This is a genomic window from Leclercia sp. LTM14, assembly GCF_023736175.1.
Lineage (GTDB): Bacteria > Pseudomonadota > Gammaproteobacteria > Enterobacterales > Enterobacteriaceae > Enterobacter > Enterobacter barmai.
Genome location: NZ_JAIKTT010000001.1, coordinates 177,875 through 197,724 on the forward strand (window position 1 = coordinate 177,875; position 19,850 = coordinate 197,724).

Here is a 19,850-nt window from a genome sequence, read left to right on the forward strand (position 1 = left end):
CTCAATGCTTTTTGTCATGATCTTGATGTTATCTGGCATTTCTGCCAGCTGTCAAAACTGCTGCTCAGCCGTAGAGTAAAGGCTCAATTATGGAGGTGTTTATGAGCTATGTGACTGATTATCCTGCTGCGCCAGCAGAGACGGCGGCGAACCATTTTTTACAGCGACTGAGTGTGGAAACAGACTGCGACGATGTCCACACCGCGTTCAAAGCGGGTGATGTCGATTTTGTGCTGCTGCATGTGGTGGGTAGCCCGGAGGCGTTCGCCCGCCGCCATATTCCGGGGGCGCTGCACCTGCGGCATCGGGATATGAACCCACAAAGAATGGCTGAGTGGCCAGCCGACACGTTATTCGTTGTCTATTGTGCCGGGCCGCACTGCAACGGTGCCGATCGGGCCGCGCTGAAGCTGGCCCAGATGGGCCGCCCCGTAAAAATTATGATTGGCGGCATGACCGGCTGGGCCGACGAAGGTTTTGCTTTTAACTCTCAGTAAAGCGCAGCGCCCCGTATTTCGATGGGGCGCTGTAATCTCTTTACCTCCCCGACGCCGGATAGATCGTCTCTTGCGGCAGTACCCGACGGTCAAAGCGTCGCAAGCCATAGTACAGCGCCGCCGTGCAGAACCAGCCAATCACCCACGAGACATCGTTGTCGGCAAAAATCCAGGTCAGCGAACCGTGATAGAGCGGGTTCTCAATAAACGGCAACTGGATTAACACCCCAACGGCATAGACGCTGATCGCAAACAGATTCCAGTGGCCGTAGCGCCCCCGGGCATCAAACAGCGCCGGGATATCCACCGCTTTGCGGGAAATAATAAAGTAATCGGTCAGGCTGATGGCGCTCCAGGGTACAAAGAATGCCAGCAGGAACAGCAGGAAATGGGTGAAGTGTTTCAGGAACGCGGGTTCGCTGAGCAGCGCAATCACGCAGGAAATCGTCACCATCAGCACCACGAAAGTGATGCGGCTCTTCTGGCTCAGCGTGGTCTGTTTACGAAAGCCCGACACAATGGTGGTCAGCGACATAAAGCTGCCGTAGGCGTTCAGGGTGGTGAAGGTAATTTTGCCGAAGCAGATCGCAAAGTAGATCACCATCGCCATCGCCTCGCTTTTACCCAGCCCGACGATGTAACTCACCTCATGGCCCTTGAAGGCGCTGCCGGCAATCGCCGCAGCGATCACGCCGAGCGTCATCGAGGCCTGAGTGCCGAGCACCGTGCCGCTGAAAACGGACAGGAAGGTTTTCACTCCGGAAACGTCGCGCGGCAGGTAGCGGGAGTAGTCCGACACATAAGGGCAAAACGCGATCTGCCACGAGGAAGAGAGCGACACCGCCAGCAGGAACATCGGCATCGAGAAGTGGTTGTTTTGCGCGACAGCGCTCAGATCGCTGGACATCAGCAAAGCGATAAACAGGTAGACGAATGCCAGCACCCCCACCACGCTCGCCACCTTTCCGAGTTTGTGGATCACCCGATACCCCAGCACCGCAATCACGATAATAATTGCGCTGAAGAGGATCATCCCGGCCACGTTCGACACCGACAGCAGCCTGGCCATTGCCTGTCCGGCCAGCACCGTACCGCTGGCGGAGAAGCCAACGTACATCACGCACACCAGCACCAGCGGAATGACCGCGCCCAGCACGCCAAACTGGGCACGGCTGATGATCATCTGCGGCAGACCGAGGCGCGGCCCCTGCAGAGCGTGAAACGACATCACCACGGCGCCCAACACCTGACCCACCAGCAGGCCAACGATCGACCACACCACGTCGCCGCCCAACACCACCGCCAGCGCACCGGTCACAATGGCGGTGATCTGCAGATTGCCGCCAAACCACAGCGTAAACTGGCTGAAGGGGTGGCCGTGACGTTCGTTATCCGGGATGTAATCGATGGATCGCGTTTCCGATATCCGCGCCCCGCTTTGCTTTGACTGCTCTTCTGAAGACGAAAAAGACGACATAGTTTCCTCTCTCAATGGATGATTCATGACCGTCAGACACCCTGCCTGTACTACGCAACGCCATATGACAGAACATGTATATACAACCATTGACATCCGCCGACACGGATCTGATGATGGATTTGTGAGCTCAACTGTGAATAATTTGTAATTAATATGAAAATTATCTGTATCTCAGATAGCGCGACAATCCACACTCAGATGAGGCATTACCGCGGCCGGCGGCATCGATCGCCATGATAAGCAACCCGCTTTAACAGGAGCGCAGATGAGTAACAACAGACGAGCGGTTCCCGGGATCCGCCATTACGCCGGACCGGCAGGCGGCTGGGGAGCCTTAAAAGCCACGGCGATAGCCGTTCGCACGCAGATGGACGCCTTCGACGCGCCCGCCACGCTACTGCGCACCAACCAGCCAGACGGCTTTGACTGCCCGGGCTGCGCCTGGCCCGACAAAGAACACAAATCCACCTTCCAGTTCTGCGAAAACGGCGCCAAAGCGGTGACCTGGGAAGCCACCACAAAACGCGTCACGCCGGAATTTTTCGCAGAGCACACCGTCAGCAACCTGTGGGCGAAAAGCGATTTTGAGCTGGAAGGCTATGGCCGTCTGACCCATCCCATGAAGTACGATCCGCAGAGCGACACTTTCCGCCCGCTGGCGTGGGACGAGGCCTTTGCCCGCATCGGTGACGTACTGCGCAGCCTGGCGCCGGATCAGGTGGAGTTTTACACCTCCGGGCGCGCCTCGAACGAAGCCGCTTTCCTGTATCAGCTGTTTGCCCGCGAACTGGGCACCAATAATTTCCCCGACTGCTCCAATATGTGCCACCAGGCCACCAGCGTCGGCCTGCCCCGCTCCATCGGCATCGGTAAGGGCACCGTCTCGCTGGAGGATTTCGACCACACCGACCTGGTGATCTCCATCGGTCATAACCCGGGCACCAACCATCCGCGCATGATGGGCACCCTGCACGAACTGGCCCGCCGGGGCGTGCCGATTATCGTCTTTAACCCGCTGCGCGAAACGGCTCTGGAACGTTTCGCCGATCCGCAGAGCGTGCGGGAGATGGCGACTTACAGCGCTACCGATATCGCCTCAACTTACTACCAGGTGAAAGCCGGGGGCGACGCCGCCGCCTTAAAAGGCATCGCCAAACATCTGCTGGTGCTGGACGCGCTGGATCACGACTTTATCGCCGCCCATACCCAGGGGTTTGCCGACTTTGCCGCCGATATCGCCGCCACCAGCTGGGAGGCCATTGAGCGCGAATCCGGCCTGAAGCGCGCCGATCTGGAGAGTGTGGCGCAGATCTACGCGAAATCCAGCGCCGCCATCATTACCTACGGGATGGGGATCACCCAGCACAACAAGGGCACTGCCAATGTGCGCCTGATTGCCGATCTCCTGCTGCTGCGCGGTAATTTTGGCAAGCCCGGGGCAGGTATCTGCCCGCTGCGCGGCCACTCCAACGTGCAGGGCAACCGTACGGTGGGGATCACCGAGAAGCCGACCGCGGCGTTTCTGGATCGGCTGGGCACGGTGTTTGGCTTTACCCCGCCTGCCGCCCACGGCCACGACGCGGTGCAGGCTGCCCAGGCGATGATCGACGGCCAGGCCAAAGCGCTCCTCTGTCTCGGGGGCAACTTCGCGGTGGCAATGCCCGATCACGACAAAGCCTTTCCGGCGCTGAAAAGCCTCGATCTGAGCGTCCATATCGCCACCAAGCTCAACCGCACCCACCTGCTGGTCGGCAGGGAGACATATCTGCTACCCTGCCTCGGTCGCACGGAACTCGATATGCAGCAGAGCGGCCAGCAGTCAATTACCGTCGAAGATTCCATGTCGATGGTACATGCCTCCAGCGGCAAGCTGAAGCCCGCCTCCCCCTGGCTGCGTTCGGAACCGGCCATTGTCGCCGGGATCGCCCATGCCACTCTGGCGAACAGCAATACCGACTGGCTGGGTCTGGTAGAAAATTACGACCGCATCCGGAATTACATTGAACAAACTCTCCCCGGCTTTGAGAACTTCAACGCGCGCATCCGGGTGCCCGGCGGTTTTCGCATGCCGCTCCCGCCGACTGAGCGCGTCTGGCCCACCGCCAGCGGCAAAGCGATGTTCTCGCTGTTTGACGGCGTGGCGGAGAACAGCCCGGGCGTTGGCGAGAGCGTGCTGCGTCTGGTCACCTTAAGAAGCCACGACCAGTACAACACCACTATCTATGCCCTGGATGACCGCTATCGCGGGGTATTTGGCCGTCGCGACGTGCTGTTTATGAACGAAGAAGATATGCAGCAGTTGGGTCTGGAGCATGGCGACAGGGTGGATATTCACACTGCCCTTGCCGACGCTCAGCAGCGGCTGGATGACATCACCGTGGTGGCCTATAGCATTGCGCCGGGCACGGTTGCCGCCTATTACCCGGAAGCTAACGTGCTGGTACCCCTGAATTATCTGGATAAAGAGAGCGGTACGCCGTCGTATAAATCGGTGCCCGTTCGTCTGACCCTGCGCTCAAAACAGATCCGCTCCCTGTAATTTCCCCCCGCATCCCTGACCGAGCCGGCGTTTCGCCCGGATCGGTCAGCTGTCTTCATATAGACAAAATAAACTTTTTAGTCCACACTGAGACATGACATTATTACCCTTAGCGGGGGCATTCTATGACCAGGCACCTGAATCCGGCCTCTGAGACTCGCGGCGACCGTGACCTGATCGCTATCCGGGCGGCGATGAACATTCTCGATAAGTGGGGCTGCACCCCCGAGCAGCAGCAGAACATCCTGCAGCTTTCCCGGGCGGCGCTGTACAAGTATCGTCACGGCGACACCAAATCCGCCTCCCTTAGCCATGACCAGTTAACCCGCATCAGCTACCTGCTGAACATGCACTCGGCGCTGCGCATTGTGTTCAGCAACCCCGAGAACGTGTACGGGTTTATGACCATGGCCAACCACAATGCGTACTTTAACGGCGCCACGCCGCTGTCGCTCATAGAGGGCGGCGAGTTCGGCAACCTGCACGAAGTGGCGAAACGGGTGGACGTGCTGCGCGGAGGCCTCGCCGGATGATCCATCCCGACGTTCCCCGTACCGCAGTGGTGCCGATCAGAAACTACCGTCTGCTGCACACCAAGTACCCTGCCATTTATGTGTTTGAAGACGTCGCCACGCCCGAGGCGTTCGACGTGCTGTATGAGATCCAGAAACTGACCAACCCGCGTCTGTCGGACGAGGTGGGCAATCTCAGTTTGTTGCCGCGCAAGGAGTGGGTGCTGGGGATCCGCGGGGCGCATTACGCGATGGCCGCCTTCAACCACGTTAACCCGGACGGTAGCCGCTTTTCCAACGGCGATTATGGCGTCTATTACCTCGGCGACAGCAAAGAGACGGCGCTGGCCGAAATCGTCTACCACTGCGATCTCTACTGGCATAACGTGCCGGAGCTGAAATTCGAACGCTTCGAGTACCGCTGTCTGGAGACCGAGCTCGGCGGCTGCGCCTTTGCCGACATCACCGGCCTGCCGGATTCACACCCCTGGTATCATCCCACCGACTACAGCGAGCCGCAGCGGTTTGGCGCCAGCCTGCGCGTTGCGGGCGAGACCGGCGTGACCTACCGTTCGGTGCGCAGGCCAGGCGGCATCTGCTGGGCGCTGCTCACCCCGAAACCGATCACCAGCATTATCCAGACCTCCCTGCACCAGATTATCTGGGATAAAGGCATCGTCAGCGTCGGCCTGGTCACGCCGGTGAGCAAATAAAACGCTTCAGACGGTTTCTGCAGGCTCAACATCTAAAACAGACGTACCGTAAGAGTTATCGATGGTGCACAGCCAGCGGTCGTTTTCCTGACGGAAGACATAGGTCGCGCGACGGGTGATCTCAGTCGTGCCGCCCAGTTCATCCGGGAAGAACAGCTGGGTTTCCATGATCACCAGCGCGTCGCCGCCGCCTTCGATGATCTGCATTTCGCCCTGCTTGACGGTGAGCTGCTCCTGAAAATAATCCGCGATGGAAATAAAGGCGTTACGGATATTGTCTTTGCCTCTGACGATCATTCCGGGCTTAACCACCAGCGCGGCGTCCTCGGCGTAATACTCCATCAGCGCGTCGAAATCTTTGGCCGAGATCGCCCTGTCACACGCCTTGATGATCTGGTGAAGCGGATGTTCGTACATGTGCTTTTCTCCTGTTAAGTGACTGCCTGTATTGAATCTACCACCAGACTGCCAAATGTGCAGGCCGGGCACGCATAGCGCGTCCGGCTGGCCTTTCTGGAAGACGCCTCGCAAAGCTGAAAGTAAGCCTATGAAATTCAGGGTTATGGCTTTTCATCCTTTTATCATGGTCATAAAGTGACCGCATTGCGTCACATACGCAATCAGGCCAGGGAAGCGAGTGGGCATTGCATGCAGGGAGCGATATGTGCATATAGAAGAAGAGGTTTTTCTCGACGATTATGGCATGAGGCGCAAGACGTTTTTCTATGATCATCGGGTACATCACAGCTACGTCTTTGTTGCCGGGAACGAGGTTTACACTGTAATTGTGGGTAGTTTGCTGGATGAAGTCACGTTTTCGCGAATCGGATACGAAATGCCGTCTGGTATTCCATTCCCGATCAACGGAATGGCAGAAGTATGTTTTGATACTTTCGATGGTATGGGCGGTTTGGCTGATTTTCGCCATATTAAATTTAAAGGATTAGGTAGCGCTGTCGTTTTGCAATCAGTCTCCCTGGCGTTAATCGCCCATGCGGAGAAACTCAACATTGGTGGTTTTGTTTTCCAGGCGGCTTCAGGAGGTGTGGTTGATAAAGACCGTCGCACTTCCCTGGAAGAGACCTATGACATTATGCTTGGGTTAAAAAATGTACCGCGCTACAATTCACGAACAGGGTTGCCAAAGCGAATTCCGCGACCACTGATACAGGGAAATTTCCATGCGTACAAGAGAGTTACAGAAGGGAGAGCCAGCTATGTCGTATTGCAATAAGCATGAACATTCCACGCTTCTTGCCCCCGGAGAAAGGGAAAAGAGAGTATTTCAGGCATTAGCGTCTGCTGAATTAAAAGCGCACGGCATCAGCGCAGAGGCCTATATCCGCGACCTCAAAACTGAACTGGCTGCGGTTAAAAAACGCTCCTCAGCCGCCCTGCTTCGCAAAAAACTGAAAGAACCCTTTGGCCGTGTATAAAGCGCATCTGACCAAATCTCTTTCAGCAAAAGGCCCTACGACTGGGCCTTATTTTTTCAGCAGATTACGCCAAAAAATACCCCGCCGCGCAGAACGCCACGACCCCGGCAATCACCGTGGCAAATAGCCCACGGGTAACAATGCCCACCAGGGTTGCAACCGCCGCCGCCAGCAGGGAAATGCTGATCCCCGAGTCCGTCATGGCGGGCTTACTCATCAGTTCACCGGCTACCAGCGCGGCCATAATGGCGGTGGGGATAAAGCTCAGCCACTGCAGTAGTACCTCAGGCAGGCGGAAGCGGGAGAGCAGTAATACCGGCACGGTGCGCATCAGGGCGGTGACCAGCGCAGAGGCGAGGATCGCCAGCAGAATATTTCTTTCCATCTTATTTTCCTTTCGGGGCGCGTAACAGCAGCGTCGCCAGGGTGGCGGCAAGGGATGCGGCGACAATCACCACCATACTGAGCGACGTGCTCCCGGCCATCAGCAGCGTGATGACCACCGCGACGGCTATGTTCAGGGTTTCCAGTATTTTTCTGCGGCTGGCAAACCACATCATCAGGATCAGGCCGATAAACATCGATACCAGGCTGAAGCCCAGCCCCTCCATCAGCGACGCTGGCAGCGCGGTCGCCAGCCAGGCCCCGGTTACGCAGGCGATGATCCAGTTCAGCCAGGCGGTGACATTCAGCCCCAGCATCCAGTAATAGTTGATCCTGCCCTGCGGACTGGCGCGCTGCACCGCCACGCCAAAGGTTTCATCCGTCAGCAGCAGGCCGCTGACCACTTTCTGAAAGGTGGTGTAGTCACGAAAAAAGACGCTCATGGAGGAGCTCATCAGCAGGTAGCGCAGGTTCACCAGCAGCACGCTCAGCACCACCGACGCCATTTCCGCCCCTGCGGCCCACAGCGAGTAAAACAGAAACTGCGCCGAACCGGCGTAGAGGGCGCTGGCCAGCAGCGCGATTTGCCCGGTAGTAAACCCGGAGAGTGTGCCAATCGCCCCGGCGGCAAAGCCTATGCTCCAGTAGCCCGCGATGGTGGGCAGACAGGCGGCAATACCGGCCCGAAATTCGTCCACGGCGGACGCGGGGTGTCCGGTATTTATCTTCATCAACATCGTTTCATCCCTTATATTACTTAGTTCAATAACTATCTTAAGAATCAGCAGCAATCGCTATAGTAAAATCCTGCTCAGCAGTGAAATTTACGAAGGCCAGGGAGACGCGACGTGGGGCAAGTAAAACGCGATGAGATTAGCCTGTGGCGCGACAGCCAGCTGCATGGCGGGATGGAGATCCTGCAGGCCACCTGCTACGAACACAGCTACCCGCCCCATTTTCATGATGAGTTTGTGATTGCCGCCTTTGCTCGCGGGGCGCAGCGCACCCGGGTGTGCAGGCAAAACGGGATTGCCGCAGCAGGGTCGGTGATGATTATCGCCCCCGGCGAAGTCCACACCGGCGAGGCGGTGCAGCGCGATGAAGGCTGGGATTACTGCGCCTTCTATCCGGGCGAGACGCTGGTCAACGAGGTGGCGCAAACGGTTCTCAGCGGCAAAGGCGAGGTGAATTTCGGCCAGCAGGGAATTCGCCACGATCCGCTTATGGCCCGCCGCATGTTGCAGGCCGCGAGCGTGATGAAACAGAGCAACGACCCGCTGGAAAAAGAGTGCGTGATGTACCAGATCCTTAACCTGCTGGTGGGTCATTACGGCGAGCGCAGCGTAAAAGGCTCGCGTCAGCCCTTTTTGCGCGCGGATATTCGTCAGGCGATCGACTTCTTGCACGGCAACTACGCCCTGCCCCTGACGGTAAAAGAGATTGCCCAGGCGGCAGGCTTAAGTGAGTTCTATTTTATGCGCACCTTCCAGAAAATGACCGGCCTGTCGGTGCATCAGTATCTGACGCAGATCCGCCTGATGCGCGCCAAGGGGTTGCTGGCGAAAGGGATCGGCGCCGCGCAGGTTGCCAGCGATATCGGCTTCTTTGACCAGAGCCATCTAATCAAACACTTCCGCGCCCATTTTGGTACCACGCCGGGGGTGTTTGCGGCGGCGTCTGTTTGACGATTTTGTAGGCCGGGCAAGCGAAGCGCCCCCGGCAAGCCCTTTCAGGCATTCAGCTTCAGCAAGCGAAATATCGCCATCACCACGCCAATAATAATGGCGGCGAGCACGACGATTTGGTTCGGGAATGGCTCAGGGTGACCCACTACCTCCACATTCAGATATTATTACAACGTGAACTGTTCACTAAATCAGCATATTATGCATTACCATCACAGTTCAGAGGGATATTGAATGCAGGCTTCAGACTATTTAAGAGTGAAGTTTCAAAGTGACAGGCAGTTTGCCATCCATGCTGAAAATGGATTTACCAACACGATAAAGGCAGCAAGAGGTGTTGCATCTGATATTTATTCGGGGATTGAGCGCGCCAGCTGGTACTCTAGCTGTTTAATTCCCAGTTATAACAACGTATGTCAGGAACTCAAAGCTGAAGAGATAAGGATGGTCTATTCCATTATGTCTATTTACAGATACCGCAATGTCATTGCCCACATGCTTTATTTGTACTTCCAGACCCTATGCAAGGATGTGAAAGAGGGCAATCATGACGGTTCGGCTCAGAACATGGTTCGCAATGCTGCAAGCCTTGCGGCAAGTATGGCAGTAGCGGGTGGAACGCGGTTCGTCGTAGCGGCGGCGATGGCGGAAGCCATCGCACAATCTGAGTTTCTTTCGAAGTCCGTTGCACAGAAGCTGGCGGGGAAAATGCCCGTTGGCGTTTATCTTCTTCAGGTGTATGGCATCCAACAAAAAGCGGCCATGGCTGCTCGGGGGCTAAAAGCCATTGATCCTAATTATTACTGGATCCTTTATCAGGCAAAGCTGGAAATGCTCTATTACTTCATCGAGCCCGTACTCGCTGACATTATAAAAAAAGTGAAAGCAGGTCTCTATTCTTCCCTCGACGACCTTACCGATGAAATCAGGGAGAAATTCAGTGTTTAAAAGCGTTATCTCACTTTTACTCTATAATCTGGTGCTCCCTACTATTCTTATCGGCTTCGCTGTGCTCTGGTTATATTTATTTCCTGATTATTGGTGGGGACTAATGCTCGTTACAGTTATCGCTATCGTTTGGTTTTTCCCGCTCATCACTGCGAAATTCGAAAAGTTTAAATAATGAATCACACACATATATCAACGTAGTCTATAAACACAAGGAATGTATATGTCTAATCCTGCTTATCTTTGGTTAGAGGATGCCAATGGTTCTCCGCTTGTCGGTTCATCTCTGATTGCTGACCGGATCGGTGCGATCGAAATCAAATCTCTTACCCATAACGTGAATATCCCAACAGACGGGAATACAGGGCGACTAACAGGTTCGCGCATTCATGCCCCGATTTAATTTCAGAAAGAGTTTGATCGGGTCACTCCCTTTTTATATAAGGCTCAAAGCGAAGGTGCCACGCTAAAAAGAGCAACAATAAAAATGTACACTATTACCGAAGTTGGCATGGAAAAGGAATATTTTAATATCATTCTTGATAACGTAAAAATAACATCAATTACCGCCGACCTTTACCCGGGGGCATTAACCGGAACACACCTTGAAACCGTTCTGCTGCGCTATGAAAGCATTACCTGGAAGCATTGTGAAGGGAATATTATCTATACGGATGCCTGGAATCAGCGCGTTTTCGCGTAGTGGTCAGAGCCCATTACAGGGCTGTGAAAACAGCCCTGTAATTATTTTCTTACCGCATGGTGAAATGATTTTTCCCATGTGGACGGATCATTTTACCTCACAACTTCGGTTTTGTAGGCCGGGCTAGCGAAGCGCCCCCGGCAAGTTCTTTCAGGCATTCAGCTTCAGTAAGCGAAACACCGCCATCACCACGCCAATAATAATAGTTGGTGAATGAAAGCTGATGTTCACGATCTCTCCCCTCTTTTTATGTGACTAAAGGGGAGTGTAGTTATCGATGCAGGGCAAGCCAATCACCCGGTATGACCTTTCTGGAAGGCACCTCGCAAAGCCGTAAGTAACCTTATGTAATCTGTGGTTAACCCTTTTTTTCAGGGGATCGGCATCGTAGAGTGATTGCGTTGCGGCACATCCGCAATCGGGCGTAGGAACCCGCTGGCACAAGCGACATTTATTATGTCGCAGCAGCGTATATCCGTTAAAATCACGGTGGCGCTGGCGGAGCAGCCGTAAGGCTGGCCGTTTTCATTGTGCACGGCATTCCTACCTCCGTCAGCGCTACCACCTCGAGCGTAGGAACTCACAGGTGGTTAATCAAAACTGCACAATGAGGATGCCCTATGGCTAATATCCCTGCTTTTTCTTATCTCCAATCTGACGATAGCATTCTTCACCCGCTTATCGCCCTTCCCCTTCCTGCTGATGCAGATCTCTTTGAGACCGCCGACCACTGCGCTGCATTGGCGATCATGCTGATCGAAACTGACGATACGGCAACATGTACTGCGCTCTGCGAGCGCCTGCTGCATGGCCTGCGCCAGCTACGAGAACTCTGCGATGCCGATCTGCCCCCACATCTGATCGCACAGCTCATCGCGGGTGAGAAAATCACCTCCTGTGTACCGGAGTGCTGGCAGGAAACCGCGTTACAGGTGGATTATGCGCTGGCGTTAACACAGGCGCTGCTGGCTGGCACACTGCCGCCTGGCATTGCGAAGGAATTAACGGGTTTGCTGCATGATATGGTGTGGCTGTTGGATGAGTTTGTGAAAGAGCCCTATATCACTGTGCATTAAGCGCATTTAAGACATTGAGAAAACCCGGTCGCAAAGACCGGGTTTATAGTGGCTATGCTTGTCTGTTTCTCAGGGTGGCGACGATATAAATTAATAAGGTATTGATTATTACTGACGCCCCAAGAATGGCTAACATGAATAAATCATTCCATGCCTGTTCGGTAATAAAACCAACCAGATCGCTGAAACGCCTATACAAATAAATCTCAGGCAAGAACAGGTAAGATGCTGAAAAAATTAGCAGAAATGACAAGAAATGGATAAGCCACAGCCCTGCTTGTTTTGCTGGCGTCATTGTTAACAAGATCCTTATCATTGATATAGCTAATGGCTGGAAAACTTCTATTGTCACTATTTACAGTAACGCGTAGCAATAATATCCAGAGCTTTACTTATCGTCAGTGTGAATAAATAGTTATTCATGAGCGCGTCCATTATCTAAATTTACTTTCCCGCTATTATTTTACAAGTAAATCTGTAGTACGATGCCCTTAATCAACGTAAGCAAACAGGATAGCTTATGGCATTACATGGAAAATTGTTGTTAAACGGGGCTGATTATGCGCCCTTCAATCTGTACGGCGTCGGCGTATTTATGGCCCATTCAGGTAAAGGGGTATATCGTAATAAAGGCGCTTGCGGGGCAATTCCAAATGACGGCCCATTGCCACCAGGTAAATACTGGATTGTTGACAGGGGCTCCGGCGGAGCAGGATCATGGCTTAAAGCTAAATCTCAGGATCTGGTTAACCGGGCTTTTTACGGTGCAGAATTTGACAGGGATGAATGGTTCGCACTCTATAAGGATGACTGGGGGATTGATGATGGCACGTGGGTTAACGGCGTAAGTCGTGGATTATTCCGCCTTCATCCGGGTAAGATTTCTGAAGGCTGTATTACAATAGCCCACAATTCTGATTATGCCCTTATCCGAAACGCACTATTAAGAACATCACTGGTACAGGTTCCCTGTCAGCGTTCTCTTATGGCCCGGGGTTGGGTTGAGGTGATTAATACCTATGGCAACACTTGTCCGTAGAGCGTTAAAAATCGCGTACTTCCTGATGCTTTCTGTGTGTGTAGGCCGCACGCTGGGGAGTCCTGAAATATGGATGAACTATAACGTATCACAATGGATCGGCCACTCATTATATGGCCCGGGAGAAATAGGTGCAGATAATTTCTATGACCTCTATTTTTATATCTCAATACTCACAGTATTCCCGATAACAACCGTTATCTACATTTTAACAATGAAGTTAATCAAAAAAATAAGGAGCTTGTAAAATGCCTATCCCTCCCTATTTATGGCTTAAGGACGACGGCGGTGCGGACATTAAAGGTTCAGTTGATGTTAAGGACCGTGAAGGAAGTATAGAAATAATCGGCATGAGTCATGGTATCAACCTGCCTGTAGACAGTGCAAATGGCAAAATCACTGGTACGCGGCAACACTCTTCTATGATGTTAGAAAAAGAGGTAGACAGTTCTACACCTTATCTCTACAAGGCCGCGGCATCTGGGCAAACGCTCAAAAGTGCTGAAGTTCGTTTCTACCATATCAACTATTCTGGGCAAGAGGTCTGTTATTACACCGTATTAATGGAAAATGTAAAAATTACGGGTGTCAATTGTGGAGTGCCAAACGTAAAACTTTCTGGTAACGATAAAATGAATCATGTTGAAAGCATCAGCTTACAATATGAGAAAATCACCTGGCGCATTGTAGATGGAAACATCATGTTTACCGATGCGTGGAATGAGCGCCCGACGGCTTAAACAAAGAGGGCGCATTGCGCCCTCTTTTTTTTTGTTCAACTGATAGGCTTATGTAGAAGCCTTCTAAATAAAATCTGTGTAATTGGCTGTTTCATTGACGGATGTTTGTATCCTCATCCCATTACTACCACTGCCTTTTTGGCAGCATTGTAAAAATTTTTCATATGCATCCAAGGTTAACATGATCCAAAATTTCATTATTAATTTTTTCTTACTTCGTTCAGGAAATTACGAGGATATTGTGAGTTTGTTGACTGAGTTTTGAAGAAACAGTATTTCAGTGCACTAAGATAGGTGATATTCGTTAGGGTTATCAAAGGGACTGTACAGGCCCCTTTGATATTTAAGTCAGTACAAAATTCATAGCAATGCGAATCAAAACATTTAAGTTTGACGGTTTCCCTAGCCTCAGTGGTAGTTTAATTGTATTTCCTTTTTGAATTTGACTTATATACCGTTTGTGATATTTCTGATGTAAATATATCTTCATCCAGAAAATCAAGTAATGCTTTTATTTCTTTTTTACCTTGGGGCATAACTATTCTCTCAATTCCCCCTGCAATATTTGTCTGTAATGGAAAATTGATTTTCTGTGCTGCTTGCTTAAGTTTTGAAATAGATTGAGTGTTCAATGTTCCACTTTTATTAATAAGGGTAACTTTGGTTCTTATAACAGTATCAGCTACTGTATCCAATTTAAAATCTTGTGATACTTCAAAGGATGCATGTTTTGCAAAATCATTAACTTCTTGATCTGTTGCTTCCTCAAAATAGCTTGACATGTCAAATATACTTCTTAGTTTAAAGAAACTTTTAAAATAAATATCTGAACCATTAATGACCGCAACTAATTTATCGTCTAGATTAAATCCAACATTATCTGCTTTACTGAATGTATTTGCCGAACTAAATAACTTCATAACGAATGATTTGGACGTATCCAGTATTTGTTTTTTATTAAATGTCTGAATTGCTATTAAGTTATTATTTTGAGGTGAAGCAATATCAACGAACAGAGCTTTTATATGAGTTGGGTCAATAACACTTGGCTCCCAAACAGGGATGGCAGTGTTCCTAGTAACAGCATCTATAAGTATCACTGCCTCTTTAAAATTCGTAAGTTTAAAACATTCACCATAACTAGGAGTATATCCAGCGTAAAAATTTAGTACTGTGCCATGATGAGATTCAAAGTGAAGTTTTTGATCAGAAAAAATTGTATTTATAGTTGAACTAGCATTGCTGTCCAGTTCAATGCGTAATATTTTAGTTGCTACATTATCATCCATCAATGCAAATAAGGCCATAATATCACCGTGTTACATGTAAAAAAGTGTAGTCTGTCAGTTTTACAACAGGAAATTGTTTTTCTTTGATGTCTGTAATAACTTCTTTAGAAATCAATACAAAACCAACACCCGTATCGTCCTCAGCTTCATAAAATTTATAACCATGTAATGATAACACAGGGTTAAAATTGTAGTTTTCAGAGAAGCAAATATAAAAAAGCAGCGAGAGATAAAAGAATATTGCATATTCTTTTTTTCAGCGATCGAATCCGTCCCTAATAATGGGAAAAGATAACTTAAAAAATAGTTTGTTACTTCTTTGTTAGCTGGCGAGAGAGAATGAATGTTTTTATGCAAAGTTTCCAGTTTCAGCTCAGCAAATTTTACTAGTACTATGCAAAGAAACCAGCTCACTAGTGCAGTGATCAAGCTGTATTTGACCAGCCAGGTAGAATCAGTCACCCATCCAATGAAAATCAATGTAATACATACTGGCGCTATAGAGCTTGCTGTAAGTAATAGTCTTGCTAATTTGTTCATTTTACCCCCTTAACACTGGATTTATGTACAGTACTATAGGGTAGGTTAGGGATGGATTCCACCTATCGTTGTAACGACATAACCATATCAATCGAAAGGTTAAAAGAACACTCACTTCTAAACAAGATTTTTTAACCCCAGTGACAGACTATTTCTTGACTTATATGTGATCGCCTTATCTCTTTGCTGCCATAGCAACACGCAACACAGGACTGATGTGGCTTTTTTCATGATTTAGTGGACAAGGCATTTACCAACGGTGATGAAGTGGAATGCAGAGTAAGCGGTACTATCTTAAACCTTCTTTCTATTATTCATGTAAGTGAGGAACTAACTGTAAATGCCTACGTCTGCCAATACTAACGCTATCCAATTACCTCCCTATAAAAAAAACCGGGCCCGCTCACGCGGCCCCGGCCCTTTCTACTCAATGAGTGCTGACTAAACTCACTCCTTCACGCGCGCCCGTTTCCCTCTCTGCTCTTCCTCGCTCTCCGCCGCTTTCACCAGCGTAAAGTTAAAATTCACCTCCGTATGCTCCCCGTTGAGGTCGCGCTCCCGGGCAACAGCCGCATCGGTAATCTTCACCGGATCCGCAATCAGCTCCGCCCTCGTCGCGAACGCAAAGTCATCCCACAGATACTCATCCCCGTTCAGGTTGATCTGCGTGGTCAGGTGCTTGTACCCCGGTGCCGACACAAAGAAGTGCACATGCGCCGGGCGGTTGCCGTGACGGCCAATGGCGGTCAGCAGCTTCTGGGTTGGGCCATCCGGTGGGCAGCCGTAGCCGCACGGCACGATGCTGCGCACGGTGTAGCGACCGTCGTCACCGGTGCGGATGCGGCGGCGCAGGTTGTATTCGCTCTGGGACTGGTCGAAGAACGAGTAGCCGCCGAGGGTGTTGGCGTGCCAGATGTCCACAATTGCACCCGCCACCGGCTTGCCGTTCATATCGGTCACCTGGCCCTGCAGCCACATGGTTTCCGCCTGCTCTTTACCGTCGTCCATGCGGGCAAAGCCTTCGCTCAGCGGGGCGTTGGCCACGTACAGCGGCCCTTCGATGGTGCGCGGGGTGCCCACTTCGTTGCCGGATGCCGCCTCTTTCTCGTCGGCACGCATATCCAGATAGTGCTCCAGCCCCAGACCGGCTGCCAGCAGCGCCGCTTCCTGACGTCCGCCCAGCTCGTTGAGGTAGTTCACCGCAACCCAGAACTCTTCATCGGTCACGTCGAACTGCTTGATGGTCTTACACAGGTCGTTCAGCAGCTGGTGCATGATGTTCTTTAAACGGTCGTTGCCGCCGGTGGAATTTAAGCCGCTGCTGATTGCCAGTAAGGTGTCCAGTTCGGTTTGGTGTACAGGATTCACAGACATTGCATATTCCTCTTGTAGGGTACGATTGTTGTAGTTATTGCGACGACTATTGTTCGTTGTGAATGGATGACGGATGCGTGCACAGAGGCTGCACACTGATCTCCATCCACGGGTAGAGCGGCAGCGCGGTCAGGATGTCGTGCAGCTCCTGGTTGTCCGCCACGTCAAAAATGCTGACGTTTGCATACTGTCCGACCACGCGCCAGATGTGCGGCCACTTGCCTTCACGCTGAAGGCGCTGGGAGTAGGCTTTCTCTTTCGCCTTGATGGCGTCGACGTCTGCCGAAGGCAGCGACGACGGGATGTTGACCGTCATTTCAACTTTAAAAAGCATGATGTTTTCCTTTATTGACGCGCGTAATGACGCAGCTTGTCTTCGTCGATATCAATGCCTAATCCTGGCCCCTGGGGTAACGTCACCTCTCCCTGGCTGAAATCCAGCGGACGTACCACGATGTCATCCTTCAGCAGCAGCGGGCCGAACATCTCGGTGCCCCACTGCATCTTCACCGTCGACCAGGCGTGCAGCGAGGCGACGGTGCCGAGCGTGCCTTCCAGCATGGTGCCGCCGTAGAGCGCCACCCCTGCCGCCTGCGCCACGTGCGCCAGCTTCAGGGCCTGCACCGGGCCGCCCGCCTTGGCGATCTTCAGGGCGTAAACGCCGGTAAAGCCGCCGCTCGCCAGGGCGTAGCCGTCATGGCTGGTCGCCACCGCTTCGTCGGCGAGGATCGGCACCGTAAATCGCTGGCTGAGGGTGATAAGCCCTTGCCGGTCCCACAGCGGGATCGGCTGTTCCACCAGGTCGATGCCGCCCGCCTGCAGTTGGGTCATCCCTTTGATGGCGGTGGTCAGATCCCAGGCCTGGTTGACGTCCACCCGCACGCTCACCTCATCGCCCAGCGCGGCCTTGATCGCCAGGGCGTGGCGAACGTCCACGTCCAGTCCGCGAGCGCCGATTTTCAGCTTGAAGGTGTTGTGACGCCCCTCCGCCAGCAGGCGTTTGCCCTCATCGATGTCTTTCTGCGTGTCGCCGCTCGCCAGGGTCCAGAGCACCGGGAGGCGATCCGTCAGCGCCCCGCCCAGCAGCGCGCTGACCGGCTGGCCCAGCGCCTTGCCCTGCGCATCAAGGAATGCGGTTTCGAGGGCAGATTTGGCAAAGGTATTGCCCTTCACGTGGGCGTTCATCTTGTCGGCGAGCGCCGCCACACCGCTGAACGACTGGCCGCACACCAGCGGGGCCAGATAGGTCTCAATGGCGGATTTGATCGCTTCCGGGCTTTCCGGGCCGTAGCTCATGCCGCCGATGGTGGTGGCTTCGCCCCAGCCGGTGACGCCGTTCGCGCAGGTCATTCTGACGATGGCGAGAGTCTGGCAACCCATGGTCGCCATCGACAGCTTGTGCGGGCGAATAGTGGGAATGTCCACCAGCCAGCAGGCCAGGGATTCAATAGTAAGGGTCATGTCGTGCTCCTGCGGGTTAAAAAGGTCAGCACCTGCTGGTTAAAGGCCTCCGGGCAGGCGACGTTCGACAGATGCGAGGAGGGTAGCGTCACGGACTCCGTCTGCTTTGCCTGGGCCGCGAGCCACCGGGCGTCCTGAACCGTGGTGACCGGATCGTCTTCGCCTGCGATGGCCAGCATCGGGCGCAGCATGGCGGCCACCTCTTGGCGCAGATCGGCGGTGGCCAGCGCTTCGCAGCAGGCGGCGTAGCCTTCGGCGGGCGTGTCGGCCAGACCGTCAATCAGCAGCTTCACCATCCCGGGATTGCTCTGGCGATATGCCGGGGTGAACCAGCGCTCCGCCGCCGTGCTGGCGACCGGGGCCATCCCCTGCTGGCGCACCGTTCCGGCACGCTGTTGCCAGCCTTTCGCCTCGCCGATTCTGGCTGCGGTGTTCGCCACCACGAGGCGTGAGAAACGTGACGGGGCGTGGCGGTTCAGCCACATCCCGGTCATCCCGCCCAGCGAAATGCCGCAAAAACAGGCGCGTTCCACGTCGAGATGATCCAGCAGGGCAATCACGTCCTGCCCCAGCGTGTCGAGCGTGATGCCCGCGTCCGGCACCGGCGAGTGGCCGTGGCCGCGGGTGTTGTAGCGCAGCACGCGAAAATGGCGGGCAAAGTCAGCCATCTGCCCCTGCCACATCTGCCAGGTGGTACCGAGCGAGTTAGAGAGCACCAGCAGCGGGGCCTCTTCCGGTCCGTCGAGGCGATATTCCAGATCCATTTACGCCTCCTCGGTTTCAGCGTTCAGGGCAAAGGTCAGCGACACCGGGGTGACGGACTGCAGATACTCCGCCGTCACGTCGCCAAACAGCTCGCGCACCACGATGCCATCCGGGGTGATATCCATCACCGCCATGTCGGTGTAGATCCGGTCGATGCAGGCCATGCCGGTCAGGGGATAGGTGCAGGCCTGGACGATCTTGCAGTCGCCCTGACGGGTCAGATGTTCGGTCATCACATAGACGCGCTTCGCGCCAATCGCCAGATCCATCGCCCCGCCAACCGCCGGAATCGAGGAGGGTTCGCCGGTGCTCCAGTTCGCCAGGTCGCCGCGCTCGGAGACCTGATAGGCTCCCAGCACGCAGATATCCAGGTGGCCGCCGCGCATCATGGTGAACGAGTCGCCGTGATGGAAATAGCAGCCGCCTTCGAGCAGCGTCACCGGCTGTTTTCCGGCATTAATAAGCTCAGGATCTTCTTCTCCCGGCGCAGGCGCCGGGCCCATGCCGAGAATGCCGTTTTCACTGTGCAGGAAGATCTCGCGATCGGCAGGCAGATAGTTGGCAATCCGCGTCGGCAGGCCGATCCCGAGGTTCACATAGGCCCCTTCCGGGATATCGCGAGCGATACGTTCGGCCAGCTGTTGATGGGTCAGTTTATTCACAGGCTCT

The 19,850-nt window shown here is 53.2% G+C and carries 22 protein-coding genes and 1 pseudogene; 11 read left to right on the top strand and 12 right to left on the bottom strand.

From position 1 onward, the window contains the following. Nucleotides 1-101: 101 nt before the first annotated feature. Complete coding sequence (locus tag K5I40_RS00800; protein WP_223073908.1) at nt 102-497, top strand: rhodanese-like domain-containing protein; 396 nt, start codon at nt 102-104, stop codon at nt 495-497. 40 nt (nt 498-537) lie between these two features. Here the strand turns inward: K5I40_RS00800 and K5I40_RS00805 are convergent, their stop codons facing one another. Further along, nucleotides 538-1,923, bottom strand: coding sequence for a cytosine permease (locus K5I40_RS00805; protein ID WP_223074002.1), 1,386 nt, complete (start codon nt 1,921-1,923; stop codon nt 538-540). Between the two features lie 319 nt (nt 1,924-2,242). On the opposite strand from K5I40_RS00805, the gene K5I40_RS00810 reads away from it, so the two are divergent. The 3 genes from K5I40_RS00810 to K5I40_RS00820 all read left to right on the top strand — a co-directional run bounded on the left by K5I40_RS00810 (nt 2,243) and on the right by K5I40_RS00820 (nt 5,741). Further along, nucleotides 2,243-4,516 carry an FdhF/YdeP family oxidoreductase gene (locus K5I40_RS00810; RefSeq protein ID WP_223073907.1) on the top strand — a complete coding sequence of 758 codons (2,274 nt, stop codon included), beginning with the start codon at nt 2,243-2,245 and terminating at the stop codon, nt 4,514-4,516. Nucleotides 4,517-4,641: 125 nt separating this feature from the next. Next, nucleotides 4,642-5,049, top strand: coding sequence for an MbcA/ParS/Xre antitoxin family protein (locus K5I40_RS00815; RefSeq protein WP_039030732.1), 408 nt, complete (start codon nt 4,642-4,644; stop codon nt 5,047-5,049). Further along, a complete protein-coding gene (locus K5I40_RS00820) occupies nt 5,046-5,741 on the top strand; it encodes an RES family NAD+ phosphorylase (protein ID WP_223073906.1) in 696 nt (231 codons plus the stop codon). The genes K5I40_RS00815 and K5I40_RS00820 overlap by 4 nt, the downstream gene beginning before the upstream one ends. Nucleotides 5,742-5,747: 6 nt before the next feature. Here the strand turns inward: K5I40_RS00820 and K5I40_RS00825 are convergent, their stop codons facing one another. Continuing rightward, nucleotides 5,748-6,158, bottom strand: coding sequence for an SgcJ/EcaC family oxidoreductase (locus tag K5I40_RS00825; RefSeq protein ID WP_223073905.1), 411 nt, complete (start codon nt 6,156-6,158; stop codon nt 5,748-5,750). Nucleotides 6,159-6,405: 247 nt separating this feature from the next. On the opposite strand from K5I40_RS00825, the gene K5I40_RS00830 reads away from it, so the two are divergent. Continuing rightward, the gene (locus K5I40_RS00830; protein ID WP_223073904.1) at nt 6,406-6,975 is read left to right on the top strand and encodes a hypothetical protein; all 570 of its coding nucleotides are present in this window, start codon (nt 6,406-6,408) and stop codon (nt 6,973-6,975) included. Nucleotides 6,976-7,241: 266 nt separating this feature from the next. On the opposite strand, the gene K5I40_RS00835 is transcribed toward K5I40_RS00830, so the two are convergent. Beyond that, nucleotides 7,242-7,562: an AzlD domain-containing protein gene (locus tag K5I40_RS00835; protein ID WP_223073903.1), complete on the bottom strand. Its 321-nt coding sequence runs from the start codon at nt 7,560-7,562 to the stop codon at nt 7,242-7,244. Between the two features lies 1 nt (nt 7,563). Next, nucleotides 7,564-8,298, bottom strand: coding sequence for an AzlC family ABC transporter permease (locus tag K5I40_RS00840; RefSeq protein WP_223073902.1), 735 nt, complete (start codon nt 8,296-8,298; stop codon nt 7,564-7,566). A gap of 111 nt (nt 8,299-8,409) precedes the next feature. Between K5I40_RS00840 and K5I40_RS00845 the strand changes: the two genes are divergently transcribed. The 4 genes and pseudogenes from K5I40_RS00845 to K5I40_RS00860 all read left to right on the top strand — a co-directional run bounded on the left by K5I40_RS00845 (nt 8,410) and on the right by K5I40_RS00860 (nt 11,973). Further along, the gene (locus K5I40_RS00845; RefSeq protein WP_231568144.1) at nt 8,410-9,246 is read left to right on the top strand and encodes an AraC family transcriptional regulator; all 837 of its coding nucleotides are present in this window, start codon (nt 8,410-8,412) and stop codon (nt 9,244-9,246) included. 234 nt (nt 9,247-9,480) lie between these two features. Then, nucleotides 9,481-10,194, top strand: a complete 714-nt coding sequence (locus tag K5I40_RS00850; protein ID WP_139565365.1) for a hypothetical protein — start codon at nt 9,481-9,483, stop codon at nt 10,192-10,194. Between the two features lie 223 nt (nt 10,195-10,417). Then, a pseudogene (locus K5I40_RS00855) lies at nt 10,418-10,897 on the top strand (Hcp family type VI secretion system effector). Between the two features lie 620 nt (nt 10,898-11,517). Further along, nucleotides 11,518-11,973, top strand: coding sequence for a hypothetical protein (locus tag K5I40_RS00860; protein WP_223073901.1), 456 nt, complete (start codon nt 11,518-11,520; stop codon nt 11,971-11,973). 52 nt (nt 11,974-12,025) lie between these two features. Here the strand turns inward: K5I40_RS00860 and K5I40_RS00865 are convergent, their stop codons facing one another. Then, on the bottom strand, nt 12,026-12,268 hold the full coding sequence (locus K5I40_RS00865; RefSeq protein WP_223073900.1) for a hypothetical protein: 243 nt from the start codon (nt 12,266-12,268) through the stop codon (nt 12,026-12,028). Between the two features lie 225 nt (nt 12,269-12,493). Between K5I40_RS00865 and K5I40_RS00870 the strand changes: the two genes are divergently transcribed. Further along, entirely contained in the window at nt 12,494-13,012 is a 519-nt protein-coding gene (locus K5I40_RS00870) for a DUF2778 domain-containing protein (protein ID WP_223073899.1), read from the top strand. Between the two features lie 248 nt (nt 13,013-13,260). Further along, nucleotides 13,261-13,752 (top strand): type VI secretion system tube protein TssD, encoded by a 492-nt coding sequence (locus tag K5I40_RS00875; protein ID WP_223073898.1) that lies wholly within the window; start codon nt 13,261-13,263, stop codon nt 13,750-13,752. Between the two features lie 419 nt (nt 13,753-14,171). On the opposite strand, the gene K5I40_RS00880 is transcribed toward K5I40_RS00875, so the two are convergent. From K5I40_RS00880 to K5I40_RS00910, 7 genes are all read right to left on the bottom strand, one after another. Further along, a complete protein-coding gene (locus K5I40_RS00880; RefSeq protein ID WP_223073897.1) occupies nt 14,172-15,059 on the bottom strand; it encodes a Kiwa anti-phage protein KwaB-like domain-containing protein in 888 nt (295 codons plus the stop codon). A 93-nt stretch (nt 15,060-15,152) separates the two neighbouring features. After that, nucleotides 15,153-15,581: a hypothetical protein gene (locus K5I40_RS00885; protein ID WP_251929510.1), complete on the bottom strand. Its 429-nt coding sequence runs from the start codon at nt 15,579-15,581 to the stop codon at nt 15,153-15,155. Between the two features lie 447 nt (nt 15,582-16,028). After that, nucleotides 16,029-16,955: a catechol 1,2-dioxygenase gene (gene catA, locus K5I40_RS00890; protein WP_223073895.1), complete on the bottom strand. Its 927-nt coding sequence runs from the start codon at nt 16,953-16,955 to the stop codon at nt 16,029-16,031. Nucleotides 16,956-17,001: 46 nt separating this feature from the next. Then, nucleotides 17,002-17,289: a muconolactone Delta-isomerase gene (catC, locus tag K5I40_RS00895; RefSeq protein ID WP_223073894.1), complete on the bottom strand. Its 288-nt coding sequence runs from the start codon at nt 17,287-17,289 to the stop codon at nt 17,002-17,004. Nucleotides 17,290-17,300: 11 nt separating this feature from the next. Beyond that, nucleotides 17,301-18,416, bottom strand: coding sequence for a muconate cycloisomerase family protein (locus K5I40_RS00900; RefSeq protein WP_223073893.1), 1,116 nt, complete (start codon nt 18,414-18,416; stop codon nt 17,301-17,303). Next, nucleotides 18,413-19,180 (bottom strand): 3-oxoadipate enol-lactonase, encoded by a 768-nt coding sequence (pcaD, locus tag K5I40_RS00905; RefSeq protein WP_223073892.1) that lies wholly within the window; start codon nt 19,178-19,180, stop codon nt 18,413-18,415. Before pcaD ends, K5I40_RS00900 begins: the two co-directional genes overlap by 4 nt. Beyond that, complete coding sequence (locus tag K5I40_RS00910) at nt 19,181-19,843, bottom strand: 3-oxoacid CoA-transferase subunit B (protein ID WP_223073891.1); 663 nt, start codon at nt 19,841-19,843, stop codon at nt 19,181-19,183. Between the last annotated feature and the right edge of the window lie 7 nt (nt 19,844-19,850).